Source organism: Acinetobacter sp. SwsAc4 (assembly GCF_013391535.1).
In the GTDB taxonomy this organism is placed as follows: Bacteria; Pseudomonadota; Gammaproteobacteria; order Pseudomonadales; family Moraxellaceae; genus Acinetobacter.
In genome coordinates, this window is the sequence record NZ_JACAXC010000017.1 from 29,762 (window position 1) to 53,933 (window position 24,172).

Genomic DNA, 24,172 nt, shown 5'->3' on the forward strand with positions numbered 1-24,172 from the left:
AACTTAGCCTTTTTGCACTAAGTAACGATATTCGGTATGACTATTTGCACCAAGGCTTTCTTCTTTAAGCAGTAACTCATGCCCAAGATGCATACAAAATTTTGGAATATCCCATGAGGTGGAAGGGTCTGTGGCAAGTACCTCAACAATATCACCTGATTTTGCTTTACGAATCGCTTGATGCAACATCATGACTGGCTCAGGGCAACGCAAGCCTCTGGTATTCAGTTGAACCGTAGGAAGTTGAGGTTGTTCAGACATCATCATACTCATATATTTTAAGATTCACATTTTAACATAAAGTAAGTCGATAAAAATCATCAACAGCTTTTTGAAAAACTGTACATTTTTCGCATCGTTTTATTGATGCATATCCGCTTTTTCTTCGGTATGATGAAAATCATCTAATTGATATAGAGAGTCTTTAGGAAAGATCATGGTCGAGGAATCCAGTCCGTCGTGGGGTATGCGTGGCTTAAGAAAATGGTTAGGTACTGCACCTGAAACCCGCGATGAATTACTCAGGTTAGTTCAAGACTCACGTCGTTTTTTAGAACCAGATACTGTTGCTATGCTTGAGGGTGTTCTCGATCTACCAGCAACAAAAATTCGGGAAGTCATGACGCCACGTACAGCAATTATCAGCTTACAGGAAGATGACCAGTTACTTGATATTCTGCATGTCCTGATTGATTCAGCGCATTCGCGTTTCCCAGTGTTCTCAGCAGATCAAAGTGACAATGTAGTGGGTATCCTGTTGGCCAAAGACCTATTGCCTTTCTTAACTGAGCGCAATGTCAAAGTCGATATTCGCGCCCTGATGCGCCAACCTTTGTTTGTACCTGAAAGTGCACGTTCAGACCAAGTGTTACGTATGCTCAAAAACACCCAAACACATATTGCGATTGTCATCGATGAATATGGTTCAACTTCTGGCCTAGTCACCCTTGAAGACATTCTCGAAGAGATCGTCGGTGAAATTGAAGACGAACACGATATTGCCGATGAAGAAGCACTATATATCGTACCTGACAATGATCCCACTACAGCCAATACATGGATTGTGCAGGCACTTACACCAATTGAACATTTCAACACTATTTTAGATGCTGATTTTTCTGATGATGAAGTTGAAACTATGGGCGGTTTGCTGCTGCAAGAGATTGGTTTAGTGAGCGATTTACAAGGTCAAACCATTGAGCTTGGAGATTGGCAATTTACCATTATTGAAGCAGATGCACGCACTATTCATCTGATTCGAGCTGTACGTCAATGAGAGCCTATTTTGAAAAGCTGTTAAAAACTTCTCAACCGCAAAAACAGTTACCCTTTATTTTCCCTCTTTTGATTGCACTCATTTCAGGTGCAATCTTTAGTTTAGCTTTAGCACCTTATTATTTTTGGTGGCTGGCGATTCTATCACCAGCTATATTATATGCTGTATTACGTCAGCGTAACCCACGCCAAGCTTTTGCGCTAGGTTGGGCCTATGGTTTTGGTTTATGGTTTGTCGGCGCGTTCTGGCTCTTCACCTCCATTCATACCTATGGCGATACCAATGCCTTTTTAAGCATCCTGATGATTGTCTTTATGGCAGCAGCCATGGGTTTATTTACAGCTTTTCAAACATGGCTGTACCGTCGCTTTTTCCCAGAAACACCACTCACCTTTGCACCACTCTGGGTGCTATTTGAGTGGGCAAAAACTTGGGTATTCACAGGTTTTCCGTGGTTGTTTGCTGGATATGCATTTACTGAACGGCTACTGGATGGCTATGCGCCTTTATTTGGCATTTATGCAGTTTCATTTGTGGTCATTGTGTTGGCATGTGCTTTGGTCGAAATTTTAAATCGTCGTTGGTTCTGGGCTATTCCTTCTGCACTACTGATAGCGGGTGCATGGGGTGCTGGATTCATCCAGTTTGTTCAGCCAAAAGCTGCCAAGCCACTGAGTGTGTCTCTGATTCAGGGCAATATTCCTCAAGACCTGAAATGGCTGACTGAGTATCAAATTAAAACCTTAGAAATTTATGCCACTTTAACCCGTGCGGAATGGGGTCGTGATCTTATCGTTTGGCCTGAATCATCAATTCCCTTATTTCAAACGGATATTCCAGACTTTTTAAAAGCAATGGATATTCAAGCAAAAAAAGCAGATAGCGCTTGGGTGACTGGCATCCCTTACTGGGATCTGCCAAAGTCTCAACAAGTGGGTGAACCCTTATATTACAATAGTATTATGGCTTCAGGCAGTGACTCGCATGGCTTGTATAAAAAACAACGTCTTGTTCCATTTGGCGAATATATTCCTCTTTCAGGAATGCTGAAATGGGTTTTACCTGCGATGCAAAATGATATCAGTATGAGTGGTTTTTCACGTGGAGAACCCAACCAAGAGCCCCTAACCATCAAAGGACATGCGCTTGCTGCTGCCATTTGTTATGAAGTCGCCTACCCGAACCTCACTCGCCGCAATGCATCCAATAGCGACTTTTTAATTACTGTTTCAAATGATGCCTGGTTTACAGGAACGGCTGGACCTTGGCAACATCTACAAATGGTGCAAATGCGCGCCAAAGAAAATGGTCGCTGGTTTATTCGTGCCACCAATACAGGCGTGACTGCGTTTATTGACCACAATGGCCATATCCTGAAACAAGCACCTCTGGATGAAGAGTTCGTATTACGTGGTGATTTACCTGCAATGCAAGGGCAAACGTTATATAATCGTTTGAGTGATTATCCAATCTTGATTTTCTCACTATTATTGTTAGTGATGGGATGGATTTATCGCCCACGTAAAGTTGATGTTTCCTTTAAGTCACGGCGGTAAGATGAAAAGAGCGTTTGAATCAACGCTCTTTTTTTATAACGGGATTGATCTTTGAGTTACAAGGCCAATGGCAATTGCACGGATAAATATGCAACCAGACTCGATAAAAACAACATCGGAATATAACGGTAAGCCTTAAACAACAATTGCTCATATCTGGAAATCATCTCCTGATTATCCCATACGGTTGTTTTTAAGGCACTTAGAAAACACAGTACAAACCATGCACTCAACATGCTTAATGCAAAAAAACCAATCATGATCTGGCTGCTACCTTCTGTAGCATGCCATAAACTTAAAGCCCCTTCTGTAATCGGCAATAACATTAAAATCAGTAAGACAGATTTAAGCATTGCCCAATGAAACTGATTCAGTTCATCCAACATAAAAAATGCTTTCATTTGCTCACTCCATGCCTGATTTAAATGGTCTGAATTTATTATGCAAAGCTTTGATTTAAAGGAAAAGTCTATTTACCTACATAATTCATTGTTTCTTGTAACCATTAAGCATGGGAATAATTCTTATTATAAATCTCACATAGTTAATATTTTATTTTTACATATTTTTCAAAAACTTAGGAAAAAATTATTAATCAATAAACATTATCACTTCACTCTTGATTTATTTAATCAAAAAAATGAAGTGATATTTTATTCAAGCATTATGGCTGATAATAAATATCGGCATCATTACCCTCGCCGCCTTCTTTACCATCCGCACCAAACGAATATAAATCAAACGCGCGACCTTCACGGCCAGGAATCACATATTGAACATCATTTTCCCAACTGTCTTTTGGATAACCACCTTTAACATAACCACCTGGCAACCAGTTTTTAGCGGCCGCAGGTTTGTTGACCAAAGCATCTAAACCACCATCTTGCATCGATGGATAACGACCATTATCGAGCTTATATTGATCCAAAGCACCTGCAACACCTTTTAAGGTAATATTGGTGGTATCTACTTTGGCTTTTTCACCACGTCCCATCACATTAGGTACAATCAGCGCAGCCAATACACCTAAAATTACAATCACCACCATCACTTCGATCAGGGTGAATCCTGAGGAAGGATTAAGTCGAGCAACGCTCGACCCTGCCACAAGGCGAGAAGCTGTGCTTCGAGTGGCAGAATTAAGATTATGCTTAGAATGCTGTTCACTCACTGAATTATTCATTTTCATCTCAAACATCAAATTTCCTAGATCATATTATTCATATTAATAATTGGCAACATCACCGCAATCACAATTACCAATACGATACCTGCCATAAACACCAGCATCAACGGTTCCAGCAATGCCAGCAAGGTGGAGATAAAGGTGGTGACTTCCCGATCCTGCATCGTGGATGCACGGTCCAACATGCGATCCAGTTCACCTGACGCTTCACCACTTCGAATCATTTGTACCATCATGGGTGGGAAATAACCGCAACGCTCCAATTGTGTTGCCAAATTACCACCTTCTGTTACACGTTCCATCGCCACTTCAATCGCATCACGAATCACCCAGTTATTGCTCACTTCCGCGCCAATGCGTAACGCTTCAACCAAAGGTACACCTGAACGGGTCAAAATCGACAGCGTACTGGCAAAACGTGCTGCATTGATACCACGCGAGAGTTTACCAAACAGAGGCAACTTGAGTGTTAAACGGTCAAAGGCATAATGCCCTGCGGTGGTTCTTAGAAACCGTGTAAACAGAATGATTGCAATCACAGCAAGGATCAGCATTGCAATCCATGTATGGCGAATAAAGGTACTGGCTTTCATCAGCACAACCGTAATCCACGGCAAGGCTTCCTTACTTTGCTCAAAAGTCTTGACGATTTCAGGCACGACATAGGTCATTAGACCCATGACAATTCCGAAAGACATCAACATCAGTACAATCGGATAAATCATCGCGCCCTGAATTTTCTTTTGCATGGCAAAGCGGTTTTCAGTGTAGTCTGAAAGCTGGTCCAAAATCAGGTCCAGATGCCCCGAACGCTCACCTGCCGCAACTGTGGCAATATAGAGCTCAGGAAAACGACCTGCTTGTTGCATACTTTGTGCTAATGAATGACCTTCCAGCACTTTGGAACGCACAGCGATCAACAGGTTTTGTACATGAGTCTTTTCGCTTTGCTTACTGACCGCACGCAAGGCTTCTTCCAGCGGAATACCTGCTGCAACCAGCACTGAAAGCTGACGGGTCATCAACGCCAGATCATAGGCGCTAAAGCTTTTTTTAAACCATGAGCGTTGTTGCTGTTTGTCTTTTTGCTCAACGGCATCGACCGCAATGGGTGTCCATGCTTTATCGCGTAACTGTTGACGAATTTGGCGTGCAGAATCCCCTTCCAGCACACCTTTATGTTGCTTTCCAGAGGCATCAAGCGCAGTAAATTGATAAGCAGGCATGGTTCTGTTCTAATTGTCCCAAAATAGTTGTTGTTACAGTTGCATCCGTGTTTGAAATGAAACCTAAGAGTTTCACAAGAAATTCATCGACATAACACTTCGCACTTTAGCATAATTCCATGACATGCAGTCATGCCATTTTACCCATGAATGAAGCCTATATGCCTACCGAAAATTCTAACGCGATTCTGTACCGTATTCGAGTTGCAATACCCGTTTATGTATATGACACGTTTGACTATACGGTCAGCGCTGAACAATACGCACAAGCTCAAATCGGTGCACGTGTCGCGATTTCTTTTGGACGGCAAAATCTCGTGGGAATCATTACGGAGAAAGTTGATCCAAACGAAGCATTTACAGGGCAATTTAAACTTAAACCCATCACAGAATTACTCGATCAGGAATCGATTTTAGACCAACAAGTTTTAACTTTGTTGACATGGTCAGCCCAATATTACCAATTCCCGATTGGTGAAGTGATGCAAAGTGCCCTACCTACTTTATTAAGACAAGGTCGCGCCTTAGACATTCTGTTTCATTTATGGAAAATCATCCCATACGATGACCCGAATGCCTTATTAAAACGCTCTCAAAAACAGTATGATGCCTATCAGGTTTTGAAGCTTCATCCACATGGTTCTACGGAGAATGTGCTCAATCTCAGTGGTGTAGAAACCTCAACTTTAAAGGCATTAGAAAAAAAGGGCTTAGTTGAATGCTGCCTAGAACCGCATGATTTCACCCCTACACCTGTGCAATTGGCTCAAGTGCCTTTAACACCGAACGAAGATCAAAAGAAAGCCATTCAACAGATCCTCAAAGCACAACATCACTATCAGGCATTTTTACTCGATGGTTTGACTGGCAGTGGCAAAACTGAAGTTTATTTGCAAGTTATGTATGAGGTGTTAAAACAAGGCAAACAAGTATTGGTACTGGTGCCTGAAATTGGCCTAACCCCGCAAACGATCGCTCGTTTTAAGTCACGCTTTCACTGTGATGTGGCTTTACTGCACTCAGGCTTAAATGACTCAAAACGTTTACAGGCATGGCAACATGCACAAACGGGCAAAGCTTCCATTATTATTGGCACACGTTCAGCAATCTATACCCCACTGCCGCATTTGGGCTTAATCATTCTAGATGAGGAACATGATCTTTCCTTTAAGCAGCAAGAAGGTTTTCGTTATCATACCCGTGATGTGGCGTTGTATCGTGGCCATTTGCAAAACTGCCCTGTCATTCTCGGTTCAGCCACCCCAAGTATTGACAGTTATCACTTGGTGGAATCGGGCAAGTTACATTTGCTTGAGTTGAATCAGCGTGCGGGCATCGCTGTACTGCCGAAAATGTATGTGGTGGATTTAAAAGTCGCAAAAAAGAAGTATGGTCTCAGCCAAACCTTGATCGAACAGATTAAGCATACTTTAGAGCGTAAAGAGCAGGTGCTGATCTTTTTAAATCGACGTGGTTATGCGCCGATCCTGATGTGTGAAAGCTGTGGTTGGCAAGCCAACTGTCCACATTGTGATGCGCATTTTACTTTGCATTCACAGCCCTACCATTATTTGCATTGTCATCATTGCGGCACCATCAATCGTCTGCCTGATCATTGTCCTGCATGTCAGAAACAAAGCTTAAAAACGATTGGGACAGGAACAGCAAAACTTGAAGAACATGTACAGGAGCTTTTTCCACATCATGAAGTGATTCGGGTCGATCGTGACAGCACCAGTCGAGTCGGTAGCTGGCAAAAAATCTATGATCGCATTCAGCAAAATAAACCGAGCATTTTGTTGGGCACTCAAATGCTGGCCAAAGGCCATCATTTTCCGCATGTTACCCTTGTTGCGATTTTAGATATTGATGCAGGACTGCTCAGTGTTGACCCACGTGCACCTGAACGAACTGCACAGCTGATTGTGCAAGTCGCTGGCCGTGCTGGTCGTGGTGAGCATAAAGGCAGTGTTTATTTGCAAAGTTTGCGTCCAGATCATCCGATGCTGACCACATTAATTGAACATGATTATCGTACTGTCGCCAAACAAATGCTGGCTGATCGCAAAATTGCCCTGCTACCACCTTATCGTTATGCAGTATTGGTTCGTGTTGAATCTAAAGACAGAGATTATAGCCAACAATTCTTGGCAGATATTGCACAACAATTACGGACAATGGCTGGAGATTTAGTTGATATTTGGGGGCCCATTCCCGCACCAATGGAACGTAAAGCTGGTCGTTATCGCGCGCATATGGTGATTTTATCCACTGATCGCGCCAAACTGCACTTTTATTTACGTCAATGGTGGCAACAAGTGGTACATTTACCACGTCAGCATTTGCTCAGACTCTCGATCGATGTTGATCCACAAGAGTTTAGTTAAATCAGTGGTTTATTAAATTTTGTGATATTAAAAATCATTTCCAAAAAATAAAGAAATCAAACTATTCGTAATAAACATTAACTTTGCAAATGAAAATAATTATAATTAGCATTATCTTTGTAAAGTTATCCTTTCACCATGCGATTCCGTACCTCCTCCCTCGCTTTTTCTATACTTGCTGTCATGGCAAGTCATACTTTTGCTCAATCTGAACAACAGGAAGATACCGCATCTTCTACCTCAACACAGGTCTTGCCGAAGATTAAAGTTCAGGCAGAAAAACAAGAAAAAAATAGCTATGCAGCAAAGACTGCCACAGCTGTGCTCAGATCAAATGCCCCTTTATTTGAAACAGCCCAATCAATTAGTGTGGTAACCAATCAGCAAATCGAGCAGAAACAAGCAAAAACCGTTTCCGAAGCTTTAGAAGGCGTGGCTGGTGTGAGTTCTGGACAATATGGTCGTCGTGGTTGGGATGACTTTATTATTCGTGGACAAATTTCAAGCTCACAAACCTATATTGATGGTTTACGAGTACAGACATCAGACAATGTACTAAGAGCAGAAGATATTTCAGGCTTAGAATCGATCGAGGTCGTCAAAGGTCCTACTTCTGTTGGCTTCGGTTTTGCTTTACCTGGTGGTTTAGTCAACCTAACCACAAAGCGCCCACAGGCAGAAACCGCTTATCGGGGAACTTTAAGCTATGGTAGCTACAATCTCAGAGAAGGCACTTTTGATATTAACTATGCACCGAATAACACAGAGAAAGGTGCTTTCCGTCTCGTTGGTCGAGTCTCTGATCAAGATGATCCAACCGATTATGTGTATTTCAAAAACTATTACATTGCGCCGTCTTATAACTTTGATTTAGGTGAAAAGGACGATTTATCTGTTATTGCCAGTTATCAGCACCGTGAATATGTTCGCCAACAGGGCATTCCACATGGCAATAGTTCAACCTATAAGAGTTATTCACACAATCTTTTCTTTGGTGAGCCAGATCACGGCTATAACGTTGATGTCTATCGTGCTGGAGCAAACTATGCACATTATTTTGATAATGGTTGGACCTATAAACAAAACTTTGCTGTCACCAAAACAGATACTCAAGGTGATGCCGTTTTAGCTACGAGCAATACCACATTGCCAACCATTAAACGTGCAGTTAACAATCAAGATAAGCAAGATATCAACTATGCGTTGGATAGTAATTTACAGCGCAACTTTAATTTTGGACGAGTCAATTATGATGTCATGGTTGGCTTGGATATGATGAAAGAGCGTAGTGATTATTACCGCCGAACAGATACTATTAATTCATTCAATGCGGATAATCCAAGTTATGGTATTACCAGCGTAAAACTGGGTACACCAACTCAAGAGCTGACTTATAGTCAATATGCAGGTTTATATCTTCGCAATACGGTTAAGATTGATGACAACTGGATTATTGGCTTATCTGGACGCCATGACTGGACTCAAGTTGAAATTGACAACATCTTAAAAAACACCACGACACAGAACTCTGATCAAGCCTTTACAGGTAGCGCCTCTGTCATGTATCGCATCAATGATATGTTTGCGCCTTATATCAGCTATGCGACTTCATTTATGCCAGTGACAGATACAGGTGCAAATGGCGAATTACTCGATCCTGAAGAAGGTAAACAAGCAGAAATCGGTATTAAACTTCAAGCCTTAAATCAACGCTTGCAAGGTTATGTTGCTTATTATGACCTCACACGTAAAAATGTAACTGAATCAGATGCCAGTGGTGATTATTCCATTCAAACAGGTGAACAAAAAACCAAAGGCTTTGAAGCTGAAATGGCAGCATCTTTGACGGATCAATGGAATGCATCTGCCACTTATAGTTACATCCCAACTGCGAAAGTGATGGAAAGTGTAACGGAAAGTGAAATTGGGAAAAGAGCCAACCATGTACCTAAAAATGCGGGAACATTATCGACTCAATATTATTTTAGTCCTGACAAACTAGGCTGGAATATCGGTGCAGGCATTCGCTATCAAGGTTTACGTACCGCACAACGTGGAACAGCCTATATTGAGTTACCAGGCTATACAGTGTTTGATGTTAATGCAGGTTATGAGGCAAAACATTGGGGAGCTGGCTTAACGATTAAAAACTTCTTTGACCGAGAATACCTAGCAGGTACGACACCAAATGCGCAATTAGTGAATTGGGGTGATCCTCGTATGATTCGTTTGAATGTGAAATTTAAATACTAAGCCACTGCCTCACATTTATTGTTCTGAGAATAATAAATGCCTATTTTCATATGAATGAGCCATGCATTTTCTGAGTGGCTCATTCAATTGATGCTTCTGTGAAATGGTTATTGCGCCCAACAACATCATCTACTTTATAAATACTGCACCTCCATGAAACTCACGTGATATCGTTTGACATGGAGGCGTACATCTCAAGAGCGTTTAAAAATAAAAATCCAAAAGAAAAATTCATATTTCCCTTACAAACTCACCCAATTTTTAAGTTAATGTAACAGCTGAAAGAAATCAGCAGATCAAGGCAGAACATGTCATTCCTACCACAAGCTATTGTTTTACTGGCGGCAGCTTTAATTTTTGCTCCATTAGCGAAGCGTTACACAGGCACGACTGTCTTGGGTTATCTGATTGCAGGACTTTTACTTGGTTCCAGTGTTTCTGGTTTGATTGAAGATCCTAAACTGATTAATCAACTGCTGCATTTCGGTATGATTGCCGTGATGTTCTTTATTGGCTTTGCTTTTCGCCCGCTAAAACTATGGGGAGAACGCAAAGGCATCCTAAAAAATAGTGGCCTACAATACTTCATCATCACGATCCTTCTAGTTGGAGCATGCTTCTTACTGCTTGATCAAGTATGGCACAGTCTGATGCTCGGATGTATTTTAGCGCTCTCCGCGTTGATTCTTCCACAACAACTACTCCAACAAAAACAACAAAACAACCATAAATTAGAACAAGCTACTTTAGCCACCTTACAATTGCAGGCTTTTATTACCGTCATTCTGATTGCACTCTTTCCTTTGCTAGAAGACACAGCCTCTACTCGACACGGAATCGCCTATTTTGCAGCGCTCATCGCTACGATTTCAGGTCTATTTTTAGCCAATCGTTATTTAGTTCGTCCTATATTTCGTTTCTTAGTACATAAAAAAAGTCTCCATCTCATTGCTGTGCTCAGTTTATTCATCCTGCTTTCAGTCATCCTAATTATGGATATTTTAAATCTTCATATTTTGATTGCTGCATTTTTAGCTGGACTTTTACTTGCTGAGACTGAATTTAAAGTTGAAGTTGAGCGTATTCTAGAACCCTTGAAAGATACGGCGACAGGCTTGTTTTTTATGGCGATTGGCTTAGGTCTTTCATTGACACCTTTAAGCCAATCTCCACTCTTGATTCTAGGTTCAATCTTTGCACTGGTCTTAATCAAAGCAGTTGTGATCGGTGCGATCAGCTATTATCAACAACGCAATGCCAAATTTAGTACCTTATTTGCCGTAAGCTTGGCACAAAGTGGTGAACTCAGTTTAATTCTACTCAAGCTAGCTGAAAGCGAAAATTTAGTTAGCACAGAATTATTAGCACCGACATTTCTCATTATCTTGGGTTCGATGCTATTCACACCTTTACTTTACGCACTGTTTAATCGGAAAATTTTACCGATGCTGCAAAAAATAAAGCCGCTGTGGCTGATGCTGATATCCCACAACATCCAATTCTCATTATTGGATTTGGCCGTTTTGGGCAAGTCATTGCACGTGCTTTACATGCGCAAGGCAAACACTTTAACGTGATTGATAGCAACCAACCTGATGCTGACTTTATTGAACAATATGGACATCATTTTATTGATGCCGATGTTACACAAATCGAAAACCTACGCGCTACAGGTATTGAATACTGTAAGTTACTGATTATTGCGATTGATGATGTCGAGGACAGCATGAATCTAGCACGACATCTGCGTTTAAATTATCCAGATTTAACCATTTTGGTTCGTGCTCGAGATCGTCATCATGCACGATTACTTCATGATTTAGGTATCTCACAGATTTGGCGTGAAACCTACGCATCTGCTTTAAGTATGGCGCAGCAAACCTTGGTTGAAACAGGCCTTCCCGAAGATGAAGCACAAAATTTGATGATGCATTTTAAACAAGAAGATGAACGGCTTATGCAGCAACATTGGAATTCTAATCAACAAGAGATCATTAAAAACCATCCAAGTGCTATTGCCGAGCTTGAGTATTTATTTGCAAATACAAAAACTTTGATTTTAGATCGTGCGAGCAATGATCAAAACACACAATGTGATGCAAAATCACTCAATGAAACATCTTGAGTTTTGGCAAACTGACACCATTATTGACTGCATAACCATGCACCTCTTTATAAATTCTGAAGTGCGTTACAAAGCAAAGCGTTGCTTTGCGCTCCCTCGAAGGAGCACTGGAGAAAAATATGTCTGATTTACGCCAACGCTTTTTTATCGAAGACTGCCCTGTTCGTGGTGAAGTGGTTCATTTGGAAGAAGCACTACAAACCATTTTGGCGCAACGTGAATATATGCCTGCGGTACAAAGTCTCTTGGGTGAAATGCTGAGTGCAACCGCCTTACTTGCAAGTACACTCAAGATTCGTGGTCGTATTAGCTTACAAATTCAAGCAAGCGGAACATTTAAATGGGCTATGGCCGAATGCAATCACTTAGGTGAAGTTCGTGCGCTCGCAGATTACGAAGAAGATCCGCGCTTCGCAGAAGGTAAAGATAGTCGTACCGTGCTTGCTGCCCTGAGCAACCCTGTGCTGTTCATCAATATCGAACCTGAACACGGCGAACGCTACCAAGGTATCGTACCATTTGATCAACCGACATTAGCAGGTTGTTTAAAGCAATATTACGATTTGTCTGCACAGATTCCAACACATATAGTACTGGCAACTAATGGTCAACGTTCAGGTGGTTTATTAATCCAACTACTCCCTCGTAATAATGAAGAAGAACAACAGTTGGTTGATGAAGACCTGTGGCCCCGTTTGACCATGTTGACTGAAACCCTTAAACCCGAGGAATTGACGGATCTTTCAGCCAATGAAATTCTCTATCGTTTGTATAACGAAGAAGAGGTTCGTTTACCTGAAGTTGAGCAGTTAAAGTTCGGTTGTACCTGTTCAAAGGAACGCTGCGCCCACGCTTTGATTCAAATTGGTGTGGATGCAGTTCATGAAACACTAGAAGCACAAAATCCAATCCAGATGGATTGCCAATTCTGTAATGCACGTTATGAGTTTAGTGCAGAAGAAGCTTTAGGCTTATTTGGTGAACATTTAAGTTAATTGAAAAGTAAAATAAAAAAGACGGGCTTCCGTCTTTTTTTATTTGATATGAATGTCTACTGGATAAGACATTTACCCAAAACTCTATTTCACTTAAAGTGATAGTTCAATGGACATCATCATCAGTGTCAGCCAAGCCAGAGGGCTGGCATTTTTTCCAAAACAACAAAACAACTCTTATACAATCGAATCTATTGAAATCTCTTGGATTCGTTTCATAATAAAAGAAACATCTCATTATTATATTTAAGATCATGGCAAAAAATTATTATGAAGAGCTAGGTGTTTCAAGAGATGCCGCAGCAGATGAAATAAAAAAAGCTTATCGAAAACTGGCACGTAAATATCATCCTGATGTGAGTAAAGAAACCGATGCGGAAGCTAAAATGCAGGCGATTAATGTCGCCTATGACACCTTGAGTGACGCCACGAAAAAAGCTGAATATGACCAGATGCTGGATCATCCACAAGGTTTCTCTAATTTTGGACAAGGCAATTCAAATGGGTTTGGCGGCTCACAGTTCTATCGCCAAAGCTCAGGTGAAGGCGCTGACTTTAGTGGCTTTGAGGATTTATTTGGTCGATTTGGCTCAGGTTTTGGTGGTGGGCAGCAGCGTTCGCAACGCCAGCAACGCAGTTACAAGGGTGAAGATCAGCATGCCAGTATTCAAGTCGATTTAGATATTGCCTATCACGGCTCAACCCAACAAATTACCTTACAAATTCCAACTTATAACGTCTATGGTGAACCTGAAGTCCAGCGAAAAACCTTACAGGTTAAGATTCCAAAAGGAATGAAAGAAGGCCAGCAAATTCGCTTAAATGGTCAAGGGCAAAGTGGTATCAATGGCGGTGAAAATGGTGATCTTTATATTGAAATCCAATATAAAGATACCGACCGCATTCGTATTGAAGGGGCTGATGTCTATCAAACTATTGATGTGAGTCCGTGGGAAGCAGCTCTAGGACAAAGCATTGAAGTCAATACTCCCGCAGGACAACTCAAAGTCAATTTACCTAAAAATGCTAAGAATGGTCAACAATTACGTCTCAAAGATAAAGGGATACCAAATAAAACCGCAGGGCATTTATATCTAATTATTAATATTGTTTTACCACCAGCACACAGTGAGCAAGAACAACAGGCTTATCAACAGTTTGCCGAAGCCTTCTCCACTTTCCGACCTCGTGCCTCATAAGGAGTAAGATCATGACAACTATTCAATACAAAGAAATTCAATATGACGGTCACTGCCAAGTTGAAATTATTGATGAACAATTGGCACTTGATCTCGAACACTTTGCAGAAGCATGTGGCCAAAGTATAGATTGGGTTTTAAAACTGATTGATTATGAAATTTTACAAATCCAAGTCGATCCACAAAGTTATCAGTTTATCGGTGAAGATGTCGCCCGAGCACGTCGAGCTTATCGTTTACAACGTGACTTCGATGCTAGCTTATCAGCAGTTGCGGTGATGCTGGACCTGATTGATGAAGTGCAGCAACTCCGCAGGCAGTTAAAACATTTTCACTAAGGTAACATCAATATATATGACTAAACGCTTTATTTAAGTTTAGTCATTTTTTCTACTTCTTTCAGTGTTTGCTTAATTGGTTCATAGTCTAAGAACCAAAGTAAATTTAAATTTCGTTGTTTATGCTGTTGCGCCAATAAATCAATTACGCTCCGTTCACCCCGCCCTACTAGATGTTGCTGGTAAAAATAGTACAACAGTGCCAGCGTGCTCATTAACATGACTGCAAGCATAATCCAAAAACCAACAGGTGACTTTAATCCTGGAATAAACTCAAAGTTCATTCCGTAAATTCCCGTCAGCAAAGTCAAGGGTGCAAATATTGCCGTAATAATTGCCAAAATCCGCATATTTTCATTGGTTTGATTCGCAATAGCTGAAAAATGTAAATCAATCGCCGATTGAATCGCATTTCTTAAACGCAAGGTATGTTTTTGAACACGCTCTACATGGCTCATTAAATCATTGAGACGAACCAAGAGAATGTCTTGATTCTTATGTTTATGTTCCCCCATCACATGATGATAATTATCCACCAGTTCATCTCGTAATTCCTGCAAGGTCTCTACTTGTTCCTCACATAAATTTTCAATTTGCTGGAAAGCCATATCTTCATGAAACAATTGATGCCACTGTTTAAAACGGCGATTGCCCTGCAAAAGTTGCTGTTGCCAATATTCAACACGACGGGTCAAGGGCGTACGTAAATTCAAATAGCCATCAATCATGCTGTTCAATAAGCGTAAGCATAAATCGGCAGGTGTACTGGCTAATTTTCTCGGCTTATTTTGTTCAGCAATCGGACGACCCATAATTACTTGAATACGTTGAATATAGCTTTCGATTGCTTTATTTCCCTGCTCCCTCACACTCACCAAAATATTCGGCGTTAGAATAAAACCCATCGGTGTAGTTGCTAGGCCAAAAATACTTTCATGAGATTCTAAAGCATTGTCACTTTCATAAATTTGATCGTCTGGACTGATCAATTTCCGAAATACTAATAGGTCATATTCCTCGACACTGTCGAAAGCACAAGGATGTTCGATATTGAGCAGGTCACGAATATGAAATTCGTTAAGCACCACACCAGTATGCTCATAAATATTTTTTTGCCAAGAATCGGTATGATTAACCAAATCCTGTCTCAAACTATCAACCCATAAAAACTCAAGCGTATGTTCTGTTTGTTGTTCCACGCTAATAAAAATCGTATTTTCACTGTTATGACGATAAAAATAATAAAGCTGCATAGAGTCGAGATAAGTTTGAAAATCTATAGAAATGCTGCCATGAAGCACAATAAAAAGCTATGTTTATTCTATTATCAAAATCAAATGACATGAAAAAGCCTCGTATGCGAGGCATCGAGGCTTTTTCAAATTAAGGGGTATTAAACTTCTTTGTTTAGTACCACACCATGCTTTAAGACTTGGTCGAGTTGCTCTTTATCTAATGCTTTATCCCATTTTGCAACAACAATTGTTGCGCAAGCATTACCAACTAAATTAGTTAGAGCACGGCATTCAGACATAAAACGGTCAATGCCAAGGATCAATGCCATTCCCGCAACTGGAATCGCAGGAATAACCGAAAGCGTTGCAGCCAAAGTAATAAAGCCTGCGCCCGTAATCCCCGCAGCCCCTTTAGAACTGAGCATAGCCACCAATAAAATTGTCATTTGTTGAGTGAGTGTCAATTCAATATTACATGCTTGTGCAATGAATAATGCCGCCAATGTCATGTAAATATTAGTACCATCTAAGTTAAATGAATACCCTGTCGGAATTACTAAACCTACAACCGATTTTTCACAGCCTGCTTTTTCCATTTTCGCCATCAATGATGGGAGTGCTGCTTCTGATGAACTTGTACCAAGAACCAACCAGAGTTCATCTTTAATATAACGGATCAGGTCGATAATCGAAAAACCATTATAACGAGCGACTGCACCCAAGATAACAATGACAAAAAGTAAAGCAGTGATGTAGAAAGTTGCGATTAATAACATCAAGTTCCCAATTGAACTGATCCCATAAGCGCCAATGGTAAATGCCATCGCACCAAATGCACCAATAGGTGCAAACTTCATTAACATACTCACCAAAGTAAATACAGGATTGGTTAATTGTTGTAAGAAGTCAGTAATTGGACGACCCAAATCGCCTGATTTAGCAAGTGCCAAACCAAATAAGACTGCGACAAACAAAACTTGAAGAATTTGACCTGATACAAATGGACTCACCAATGTATCTGGGATGATATTCATCAAGAAACCTGTAATAGTTGACTCATGTGCTTTAGCTGCATATTCATCAACTTTAGTGCTGTGTAACGTACTTGGATCGATATTTAACCCATGACCCGGTTGAATCACATTCCCAACAATTAACCCGACGACTAATGCCAATGTTGAAAAGGTCAGGAAGTAAATCATCGCTTTACCCGTGACTCGTCCAACGCTGCCGAGATTTTTCATCCCAGCAATTCCTGTCACAACAGTCAAGAAAATTACGGGTGCAATAATCATTTTCACCATTTTAATGAAGGCTTCACCAAGCGGCTTTAAGCTTTCGCCAAATTCAGGAAAAAAATGACCTAACAATATCCCTGCAACAATTGCGAAGATCACTTGTACATAAAGAATTTGATAAAACTTGGGTTTCTTTGGTGGCTGCTGGTCATCTTGACCTGTGGCAGCATGATCGATATGCATGTGCAATATTCCTTCATATTGGGATAACAAATAGACTTCCGACTGTCTATCTAAAACGGCAGGAGCGGAAATTTGGGGAATTCTACGTTAATTGTAATCCTCACAATTTAAGCACTCGACTAATGTCTAATATAAAATAATTTTATGTTTATTGTTTCGCCAATTTATATTTATAGTTTTCATCTAGTTAATAAAAAAGCGCATTGTAAAAACAATGCGCTTTTTTTAATCAAAAGTATTGCTATTATTGAGCTTGCTCAATATCTTTCATTGTCAACTTGATACGACCACGGTTATCAACATCCGCAACCTGTACTTTCACATCTTGACCTTCTTTCAATACGTCAGTCACGTTTGCAATACGCTCATTTGAGATTTGCGAAATGTGAAGTAAACCATCAGTACCTGGCATGATGTTTACAAACGCACCAAACTCAACGATACGGATTACTTTACCATCATAGATCTTACCTGGTTCAACTTCAGCAGTAAGTGCTTGGATTTTTGCAATCGCAGCACGGGCAGCAGCTTTAGTTTCACCGAATACACGAACTGTACCATTGTCTTCGATATCAATCGCAGCTTTAGTCTCTTCTGTAATAGCACGAATCGTTGCACCACCTTTACCAATGACATCACGAATCTTGTCTGGGTTAATGCTGATCACTTCAAAAGTAGGAGCATGCATTGAAATTTCAGGACGAGCACGTGAAATCACTTTGTTCATTTCATTCAGGATGTGCATACGACCAGCAAATGCTTGGTTTAACGCAACTTCCATAATTTCTTCAGTGATCCCTTCAATCTTAATGTCCATTTGAAGCGCAGTAATACCGTTTGCTGAACCTGCTACTTTAAAGTCCATATCACCAAGATGATCTTCATCACCTAAGATGTCAGAAAGAACTGCGAAACGCTCACCTTCTTTCACTAAGCCCATTGCAATACCAGCAACTGGCGCTTTAAGTGGAACACCTGCATCCATAAGTGCAAGAGATGCACCACAAACAGACGCCATAGAAGATGAACCATTTGATTCAGTAATATCAGATACGATACGAAGTACGTAAGGGAAACGATCAACAGGTGGAAGAACCGCTTGTACACCACGACGTGCTAAACGACCGTGACCAATTTCGCGACGCTTAGGACCTGATTCACGACCTGTTTCACCTACAGAGTAAGCTGGGAAGTTATAATGCAACATGAAGTTGTCAGTTTTCGTACCCGCTAAGGTATCAACCATCAATGCATCACGTGTATTACCTAAAGTTGCAGTTACAAGTGCTTGTGTTTCACCACGTGTAAACAATGCTGAACCATGAGCACGATCTAATACACCTACTTGAACGTCGATACCACGAACGGTTTTGGTGTCACGACCATCGATACGTGGCTTACCAGACAAGATGTTGTCACGTACAGTACGGTATTTAAGGTCTTCAAACAGGAAGTCCACTTCATCAGCGATGCCATCAACATCTTCTTCAGGAACGAATTGCGCTTTTGCTTCTGCATAAAGTGCATCTAAAGCTGCATAACGTTCTTGTTTTACCGCAATGGTATACGCTTCTGAAATTTTTGCTTCAAATGCTTCTTTTAATTTCGCACGTAATTCTTCGTTGTGTGTTGGAGCAACCCACTCTGATTCTTTCGCACCAACAGCTGCAGCAAATTCTTTGATTGCTTGTACAGCAATTTGCATTTCGTCATGACCGAAAAGTACTGCGCCTAACATTTGGTCTTCTGAAAGTTCTTTTGCTTCAGATTCAACCATAAGCACTGCTGATTCTGTCCCCGCAACCACAAGGTCAAGATCAGATTGTGCAAGTTGTTCTAACGTTGGGTTAAGAACATATTCACCATTGATTAAACCAACACGCGCACCACCGATTGGACCACGGAAAGGTGTGCCCGCAATCGATAATGCAGCAGATGTACCTAACATCGCAGCAATATCAGCATCCATGGTTTTGTCAGAAGACACAACTGTTGCTGTGACTTGAATTTCGTTGAAGTAACCTTCTGGGAACAACGGACGAATTGGACGGTCAATCAAACGAGAAATTAAAGTTTCAGCTTCAGACGCACGACCTTCGCGCTTGCCATAACCACCAGGGATACGACCCGCCGCATATTGTTTTTCTTGATAGTTAACAGTTAACGGGAAAAAGTCTTGACCCGCTTTTGCTTTAGGCTGAGCCACAACCGCAACAAGCACAGTGACACCACCCATGGTGATTAAAACTGTATTTGCTTGACGTGCAACACGACCCGTTTCTAAGACAACTTGATGCTGACCAAATTGGAATTCTTTACGAACGATATTAAACATTGACATGTATTATATTTTCCTGGTTTCTTTTAAAAAGTTATTCTAGTGAGACCCCTAAGGTTTGGCATTCAGACCACAACTCATGTGTAGATAAATGACAAAGCTTAGAAGCCATCGCACCAGATCAAAATTTTTAAATAAATTTAAACACAAAGAAGGAGCGAACATGCGCCCCTTCTAAAAATCGCCTAACTTAAATCAGGCGAAACTTTGTTTTCAGCGTTAAAGCATTGCAACATGCGAAATACCGAAAATAAAGCCAAATCGAATTAACGACGTAAACCTAATGCGCCGATCAGAGCAACATAACGACCGTGATCTTTACCATTTAAATAGTCAAGTAATTTACGACGTTGGTTAACCATACGAATCAAACCACGACGGCTGTGGTGGTCATGTTTGTGTTCTTTAAAGTGACCTTGCAAATCATTGATTTGAGCAGTCAATAAAGCAACTTGTACTTCAGGTGAACCAGTGTCGTTTTCTGCACGAGCAAATTTAGCAATGATCTCTGCGCGATCTGCGTTAGTTAAAGCCATTCGATTTCTCCGAGATGCTTAAAAAATAAAATGATAATGATCAGTTGCAAGCAACTGACTGCCGTGCATCACTACAGCAAGTCGCCTATTTTAAGTGATCTATCACCATATTGCAAAAATGTTTTAACTTTGCTGGCATTTCGGCAGCTGACAGCATTGAACAAAATAGGCACACTATCGGATATCTGTTTTCAATTTATGACAGAGACGAAAGAAAACGAAAATATTGCGAGGGAATCGTGAAAATTTTATCAACCAATACTTGTTATGTACCAAATGACTTAAATCAAGTGATTCGCTCAAAAGATGAAGTTGCGGCTGAATTGGGTGGAATGACTGAAAAGCAGATTCAAAAGATCTGGAATAGCGTTGAATGCCTGTATAAAACAGGAAACTATCCACTCGTTACATTATGTTTGCGACGTCAAGGACAAATTTTACTGAACCGCAGTATTGGTTATGCACAGGGTAACTCCCCAGATGGCTTAGCCGCAGATGCAAAAATTGGTACGCCTGATACGCCTGTATGTTTATTCTCTGCATCAAAAATGATTACAGCAATGCTGATCCATATGTTGGATGAGCGCGGTGATTTAAATCTGCTCGATCCGATTAGCTACTATATTCCTGAATATGGGGTCAATGGTAAACGTCGTGCGACTATTTTCCATTTGCTTTCTCACCGTGGCGGGATTCCACGTATTGATACAGAAGTCACACCAGAACTTTTATTTAACCAAGAAGAAATCTTAAAAGTACTTTGCGCAGCTAAACCTGTTTCGCCATCAGGGACACATCTTGCTTATCACGCTGTTACCGCGGGTTATATCCTAGGTGAAATCGTTCAGCGTGTAACTGGACAAAGCGTACGTGAGTTTTTAGCTGAAAATATTGAAAAACCAATGGGGCTGGATTATTTCAACTATGGTTTGAAACCACAATATCGAGATAATGTTGCACTAAACTATGCCACAGGAATTCACCCAAGCTTAGGTACAGACCATTATCTTAATCATGTACTTGGTGGCGGTTTACAACTTGCAGTGGATGTAACCAACGATACTCGTTTCATGGATACCATTTGTCCTGCTGGGAACATTTATACCAGCGCTGAACAAATCGGTCGTTTTTTTGAAATGTTACTCAGCGGTGGTGAGTATCAGGGTAAAGAGATCATGAGCGCAAAAACTGTATTTCGCTCAACCCTACCAACATCAGGAACAAGCATAGACCGTACTCTACTCGCCCCAATGCGTTATGCGTTAGGTCCAATGCTTGGTAGTAATCCAGTCGGTTTATTTGGTCCAATGACTGGCCAGGCTTTTGGGCACATTGGTTTTTCTAATATTTTATGTTGGGCAGATCCAGAGCGTGATATTAGTGTATCGTTGCTTACCACAGGAAAATCTGTCGTTGGGACACACCTCCCTGCTCTTGCCAAAACATTATATCAAATCTCAACAAACTGCTCGAAGATTCCAAAGAATCAACGTCGTTCATTATTCGCAACAGATCGACACGAGGCAGACATCGTCTAATTCAATTTGATCGCAGCAAAAAAAGAGCCCAAGTCAGACTTGGGCTTTTGCGCGTTATTCAAGGTTCTTTTCATTTTTCTATTATTATTCTTTATGTTTCTTATTAAGCTACTTTCAGCCCCTCTGAACGTATTTTACACATCACTTCTTATGTTTTGCTTTCAGTGTGTATCTTCTTTATACCGATTATTCTGTCAGAACCAATTGTGGAGAAAAATAGTATTTTTCTTATCTCTATGTAAGCAAAAACGTACGGGGCTGTATAACATTTAACTTAATAATACATAAAAAATTGTCAAACAATCATGTTATTAATTTAAACTTTTGGTTAAAAATTTTTATAGAAAAATTAATGTTTGCTTCACACAGTTAGAGGTAGAGATTCTTCATTAAAATCATTTTGATTAAAATAAATACAATAACTATCATGACATTAGTAAGATTAAAAATAAAAAAGCCTTGTAGTCTCTCCCAAAACTACAAGGCTTAGCGGCTGTAAGTTTCCTCTTTTATCACTTACCTCACTGTAAGTTCGCTGTCTCATTGACTTAATTATTATATTTTTGCGATTTACCTAGCTTTCCGTGCTAGACTCTTTGTGTGTACATGATCTCAAAAACATTTATTTCACTCTAGCGACAATATCTCGAATCTTTGTAAGCTTTTACTTACAAAACAGTGAATTTTAAAGAATAATTTCACAATCCCTCTAAATTGATCTTTTGCACTAAACCACTTCGACGAACGGTTCTAATCATCAATGACTGTTGTAATGCCTTCCGATCAGCCAGAATACTCACTACTTTTTTAGCGCGAGTGACTGCGGTATAGATCAATTCCTGACTCAATAGTTTCTCGGCATGTGCATCCAAAACAATCGCGGTATGGGTAAATTCCGAACCTTGTGATTTATGAATGGTTAAAGCAAAAGCAGTTTGCATACTGCGTGGCAGTCGGTGCGCTGCAATCCATTTATTTAAGCTCGGGAAAAGTACTTCAAATTGCTGCGCTTGAGTACGGTGTTTAAAACAAATGCCAATATCACCATTAGAAATCCCAAGCTGATAGTCATTATAGGTCATCATTACAGGACGTCCGATATACCAGTCTCCAACAGCGATTTGTTTCAATTGCTGATTGAGCCAATGCCCCGCATAACGATTCAGTTGCTCGATTCCCAACGGGCCATGTCGAACTGCCGTTAAGATTCGATAATCATCAAAGGCTTGAATCACGTTCTGAATCTGTTCGACAGGTTCATCTGCCTGTATATAATGTTTTAAAGCTTCAATATAAGCTTGAAATCCAGCCATTAGCTTCTGTTGATAAGGTTCAATCTCCACATCCTGCTGCTCGGGTAGATATTCCAACTGGATCAGATCACGCATATCTTTATTTAAAGAAATCGTTTGCAAAGGTGCAGCCTGAACAATTTCTGCCTCTAATTTTGATAAGACTAAATCAGGGCTGCTGAGACCTTGCTGGGCCTGAATAAATCGTGCGAATTGACCAATCTTGGCTTCACCAGAGAAACGACGGCTAGTCTGTAGCTGGACTCGATTTTCAGTCAATGCCTGTACTTGCTGTAAATCAGCCAAAACCGAGCCGACCTCAACCGAAGCCAACTGATTGGCATCACCCAGCAAAATAAGTCGACATTGTTCTGGGACTGCCTCGAATAACAGGGTTGCCAAATTCAAATCCAGCATTGAGGCTTCATCCACCACAATCACATCATAGGGCAGAGGCTGTTTGGGATGAAAGCGTGGTATTTGTCGATTGCCCATACCCAGTAAACGGTGCAAGGTTTGCGTGGTTTGATTACGCAACTCATCGGTGATGAGTCCTGATTCCAATAATTTTGGATCATTAAAAGAGTTCTGCAACGCTTCCTGCATGCGTTGAGCGGCTTTACCTGTCGGTGCCGCCATAGCAATACGAATATCTGGAATGGTCTGGTTGAGGGCTGCAATAATACGCGCCAAAGTATAGGTTTTCCCTGTCCCTGGTCCACCGGTAATAATGCTCAGGCCTTGTTGCAAAACCATTTTCAGTGCAGCCTGCTGATGTTCATCACTGAGTAAGTCTTGATACTGTTCGGCATCAACAGCCTGAATCGTTTGTCGCTTTAATCGACAAATCTGCTGTGCAAGGCGTTGCTCTAGGTGCCAATATCGGTATAATGCCAAGCCCTGCTGATCATAGACACAAGGGGCAACCTGCGTGGTTGCGATTTCGCTGGAAACAGCCAAATCCGCCAATGCCGCAATCTGGCTTGGCTCAACCTCAATACAACTGTCACCTTGTAGGCTGGCTTCAACCAGTTGTTGTAGTACATGTGCAGCGTTAACGGTTTGAGTAGATTGAGAAAATGGTGCTTGTGAGAGGTAGTTACTCCACATATTTAACCATGTCATTTGTGCTGACTGATCATCAACTTGTTTGTCCACAGAGTTATCCTCAAACTTACCCACACGCTTATCCACAAGGTTATAAACACATT

The 24,172-nt window shown here is 40.8% G+C and carries 17 protein-coding genes and 1 pseudogene; 9 read left to right on the plus strand and 9 right to left on the minus strand.

What is annotated here, in order from left to right:
• Positions 1-3 precede the first annotated feature (3 nt).
• Entirely contained in the window at positions 4-261 is a 258-nt protein-coding gene (tusA, locus tag HYG88_RS09560) for a sulfurtransferase TusA (protein ID WP_087536926.1), read from the minus strand.
• 175 nt (positions 262-436) lie between these two features.
• Here tusA and HYG88_RS09565 point away from each other — a divergent pair, with 175 nt between their 5' ends.
• Both HYG88_RS09565 and lnt read left to right on the plus strand, forming a co-directional pair.
• Positions 437-1,276 (plus strand): HlyC/CorC family transporter, encoded by an 840-nt coding sequence (locus tag HYG88_RS09565; protein ID WP_005162800.1) that lies wholly within the window; start codon positions 437-439, stop codon positions 1,274-1,276.
• A complete protein-coding gene (gene lnt / locus HYG88_RS09570; protein WP_005162805.1) occupies positions 1,273-2,832 on the plus strand; it encodes an apolipoprotein N-acyltransferase in 1,560 nt (519 codons plus the stop codon). Before HYG88_RS09565 ends, lnt begins: the two co-directional genes overlap by 4 nt.
• 56 nt (positions 2,833-2,888) lie before the next feature.
• On the opposite strand, the gene HYG88_RS09575 is transcribed toward lnt, so the two are convergent.
• From HYG88_RS09575 to gspF, 3 genes are all read right to left on the minus strand, one after another.
• Positions 2,889-3,233, minus strand: coding sequence for a hypothetical protein (locus tag HYG88_RS09575; RefSeq protein WP_005162813.1), 345 nt, complete (start codon positions 3,231-3,233; stop codon positions 2,889-2,891).
• Positions 3,234-3,496: 263 nt separating this feature from the next.
• Positions 3,497-4,030: a type II secretion system major pseudopilin GspG gene (gene gspG / locus HYG88_RS09580; RefSeq protein WP_005162817.1), complete on the minus strand. Its 534-nt coding sequence runs from the start codon at positions 4,028-4,030 to the stop codon at positions 3,497-3,499.
• Between the two features lie 8 nt (positions 4,031-4,038).
• Entirely contained in the window at positions 4,039-5,244 is a 1,206-nt protein-coding gene (gene gspF / locus HYG88_RS09585; RefSeq protein ID WP_178882980.1) for a type II secretion system inner membrane protein GspF, read from the minus strand.
• Positions 5,245-5,390: 146 nt separating this feature from the next.
• Between gspF and HYG88_RS09590 the strand changes: the two genes are divergently transcribed.
• The 6 genes and pseudogenes from HYG88_RS09590 (at position 5,391) to HYG88_RS09615 (ending at position 14,541) form a co-directional block, all read left to right on the plus strand.
• Complete coding sequence (locus tag HYG88_RS09590) at positions 5,391-7,631, plus strand: primosomal protein N' (protein ID WP_005162828.1); 2,241 nt, start codon at positions 5,391-5,393, stop codon at positions 7,629-7,631.
• Positions 7,632-7,769: 138 nt separating this feature from the next.
• Positions 7,770-9,884: a TonB-dependent siderophore receptor gene (locus HYG88_RS09595; RefSeq protein ID WP_178882981.1), complete on the plus strand. Its 2,115-nt coding sequence runs from the start codon at positions 7,770-7,772 to the stop codon at positions 9,882-9,884.
• 308 nt (positions 9,885-10,192) lie between these two features.
• A pseudogene (locus HYG88_RS09600) lies at positions 10,193-12,009 on the plus strand (cation:proton antiporter).
• A gap of 119 nt (positions 12,010-12,128) precedes the next feature.
• The gene (locus tag HYG88_RS09605; protein WP_005162836.1) at positions 12,129-13,004 is read left to right on the plus strand and encodes an Hsp33 family molecular chaperone HslO; all 876 of its coding nucleotides are present in this window, start codon (positions 12,129-12,131) and stop codon (positions 13,002-13,004) included.
• Positions 13,005-13,258: 254 nt separating this feature from the next.
• Positions 13,259-14,203: a DnaJ C-terminal domain-containing protein gene (locus tag HYG88_RS09610; protein WP_178882982.1), complete on the plus strand. Its 945-nt coding sequence runs from the start codon at positions 13,259-13,261 to the stop codon at positions 14,201-14,203.
• A gap of 11 nt (positions 14,204-14,214) precedes the next feature.
• On the plus strand, positions 14,215-14,541 hold the full coding sequence (locus HYG88_RS09615) for a chaperone modulator CbpM (protein ID WP_178882983.1): 327 nt from the start codon (positions 14,215-14,217) through the stop codon (positions 14,539-14,541).
• A gap of 29 nt (positions 14,542-14,570) precedes the next feature.
• On the opposite strand, the gene HYG88_RS09620 is transcribed toward HYG88_RS09615, so the two are convergent.
• The 4 genes from HYG88_RS09620 to rpsO form a co-directional block, all read right to left on the minus strand.
• A complete protein-coding gene (locus HYG88_RS09620; RefSeq protein WP_178882984.1) occupies positions 14,571-15,794 on the minus strand; it encodes a magnesium transporter CorA family protein in 1,224 nt (407 codons plus the stop codon).
• A 140-nt stretch (positions 15,795-15,934) separates the two neighbouring features.
• The gene (locus HYG88_RS09625) at positions 15,935-17,257 is read right to left on the minus strand and encodes a dicarboxylate/amino acid:cation symporter (RefSeq protein ID WP_178882985.1); all 1,323 of its coding nucleotides are present in this window, start codon (positions 17,255-17,257) and stop codon (positions 15,935-15,937) included.
• A 244-nt stretch (positions 17,258-17,501) separates the two neighbouring features.
• Entirely contained in the window at positions 17,502-19,592 is a 2,091-nt protein-coding gene (gene pnp, locus HYG88_RS09630) for a polyribonucleotide nucleotidyltransferase (protein WP_178882995.1), read from the minus strand.
• 269 nt (positions 19,593-19,861) lie between these two features.
• Positions 19,862-20,131, minus strand: a complete 270-nt coding sequence (gene rpsO / locus HYG88_RS09635) for a 30S ribosomal protein S15 (RefSeq protein ID WP_004637724.1) — start codon at positions 20,129-20,131, stop codon at positions 19,862-19,864.
• Between the two features lie 239 nt (positions 20,132-20,370).
• On the opposite strand from rpsO, the gene HYG88_RS09640 reads away from it, so the two are divergent.
• Complete coding sequence (locus tag HYG88_RS09640) at positions 20,371-21,669, plus strand: serine hydrolase domain-containing protein (protein WP_178882986.1); 1,299 nt, start codon at positions 20,371-20,373, stop codon at positions 21,667-21,669.
• Between the two features lie 698 nt (positions 21,670-22,367).
• Here the strand turns inward: HYG88_RS09640 and recD are convergent.
• Complete coding sequence (recD, locus tag HYG88_RS09645) at positions 22,368-24,119, minus strand: exodeoxyribonuclease V subunit alpha (RefSeq protein WP_178882987.1); 1,752 nt, start codon at positions 24,117-24,119, stop codon at positions 22,368-22,370.
• Positions 24,120-24,172: the final 53 nt, after the last annotated feature.

Bases quoted from the DNA above. Each gene is read 5' to 3' on its own strand.
- tusA (WP_087536926.1), bottom strand. From the start codon at position 261: ATGTCTGAACAACCTCAACTTCCTACGGTTCAACTGAATACCAGAGGC.
- HYG88_RS09565 (WP_005162800.1), top strand. From the start codon at position 437: ATGGTCGAGGAATCCAGTCCGTCGTGGGGTATGCGTGGCTTAAGAAAA.
- lnt (WP_005162805.1), top strand. From the start codon at position 1,273: ATGAGAGCCTATTTTGAAAAGCTGTTAAAAACTTCTCAACCGCAAAAA.
- HYG88_RS09575 (WP_005162813.1), bottom strand. From the start codon at position 3,233: ATGAAAGCATTTTTTATGTTGGATGAACTGAATCAGTTTCATTGGGCA.
- gspG (WP_005162817.1), bottom strand. From the start codon at position 4,030: ATGTTTGAGATGAAAATGAATAATTCAGTGAGTGAACAGCATTCTAAG.
- gspF (WP_178882980.1), bottom strand. From the start codon at position 5,244: ATGCCTGCTTATCAATTTACTGCGCTTGATGCCTCTGGAAAGCAACAT.
- HYG88_RS09590 (WP_005162828.1), top strand. From the start codon at position 5,391: ATGAATGAAGCCTATATGCCTACCGAAAATTCTAACGCGATTCTGTAC.
- HYG88_RS09595 (WP_178882981.1), top strand. From the start codon at position 7,770: ATGCGATTCCGTACCTCCTCCCTCGCTTTTTCTATACTTGCTGTCATG.
- HYG88_RS09605 (WP_005162836.1), top strand. From the start codon at position 12,129: ATGTCTGATTTACGCCAACGCTTTTTTATCGAAGACTGCCCTGTTCGT.
- HYG88_RS09610 (WP_178882982.1), top strand. From the start codon at position 13,259: ATGGCAAAAAATTATTATGAAGAGCTAGGTGTTTCAAGAGATGCCGCA.
- HYG88_RS09615 (WP_178882983.1), top strand. From the start codon at position 14,215: ATGACAACTATTCAATACAAAGAAATTCAATATGACGGTCACTGCCAA.
- HYG88_RS09620 (WP_178882984.1), bottom strand. From the start codon at position 15,794: ATGCAGCTTTATTATTTTTATCGTCATAACAGTGAAAATACGATTTTT.
- HYG88_RS09625 (WP_178882985.1), bottom strand. From the start codon at position 17,257: ATGCATATCGATCATGCTGCCACAGGTCAAGATGACCAGCAGCCACCA.
- pnp (WP_178882995.1), bottom strand. From the start codon at position 19,592: ATGTTTAATATCGTTCGTAAAGAATTCCAATTTGGTCAGCATCAAGTT.
- rpsO (WP_004637724.1), bottom strand. From the start codon at position 20,131: ATGGCTTTAACTAACGCAGATCGCGCAGAGATCATTGCTAAATTTGCT.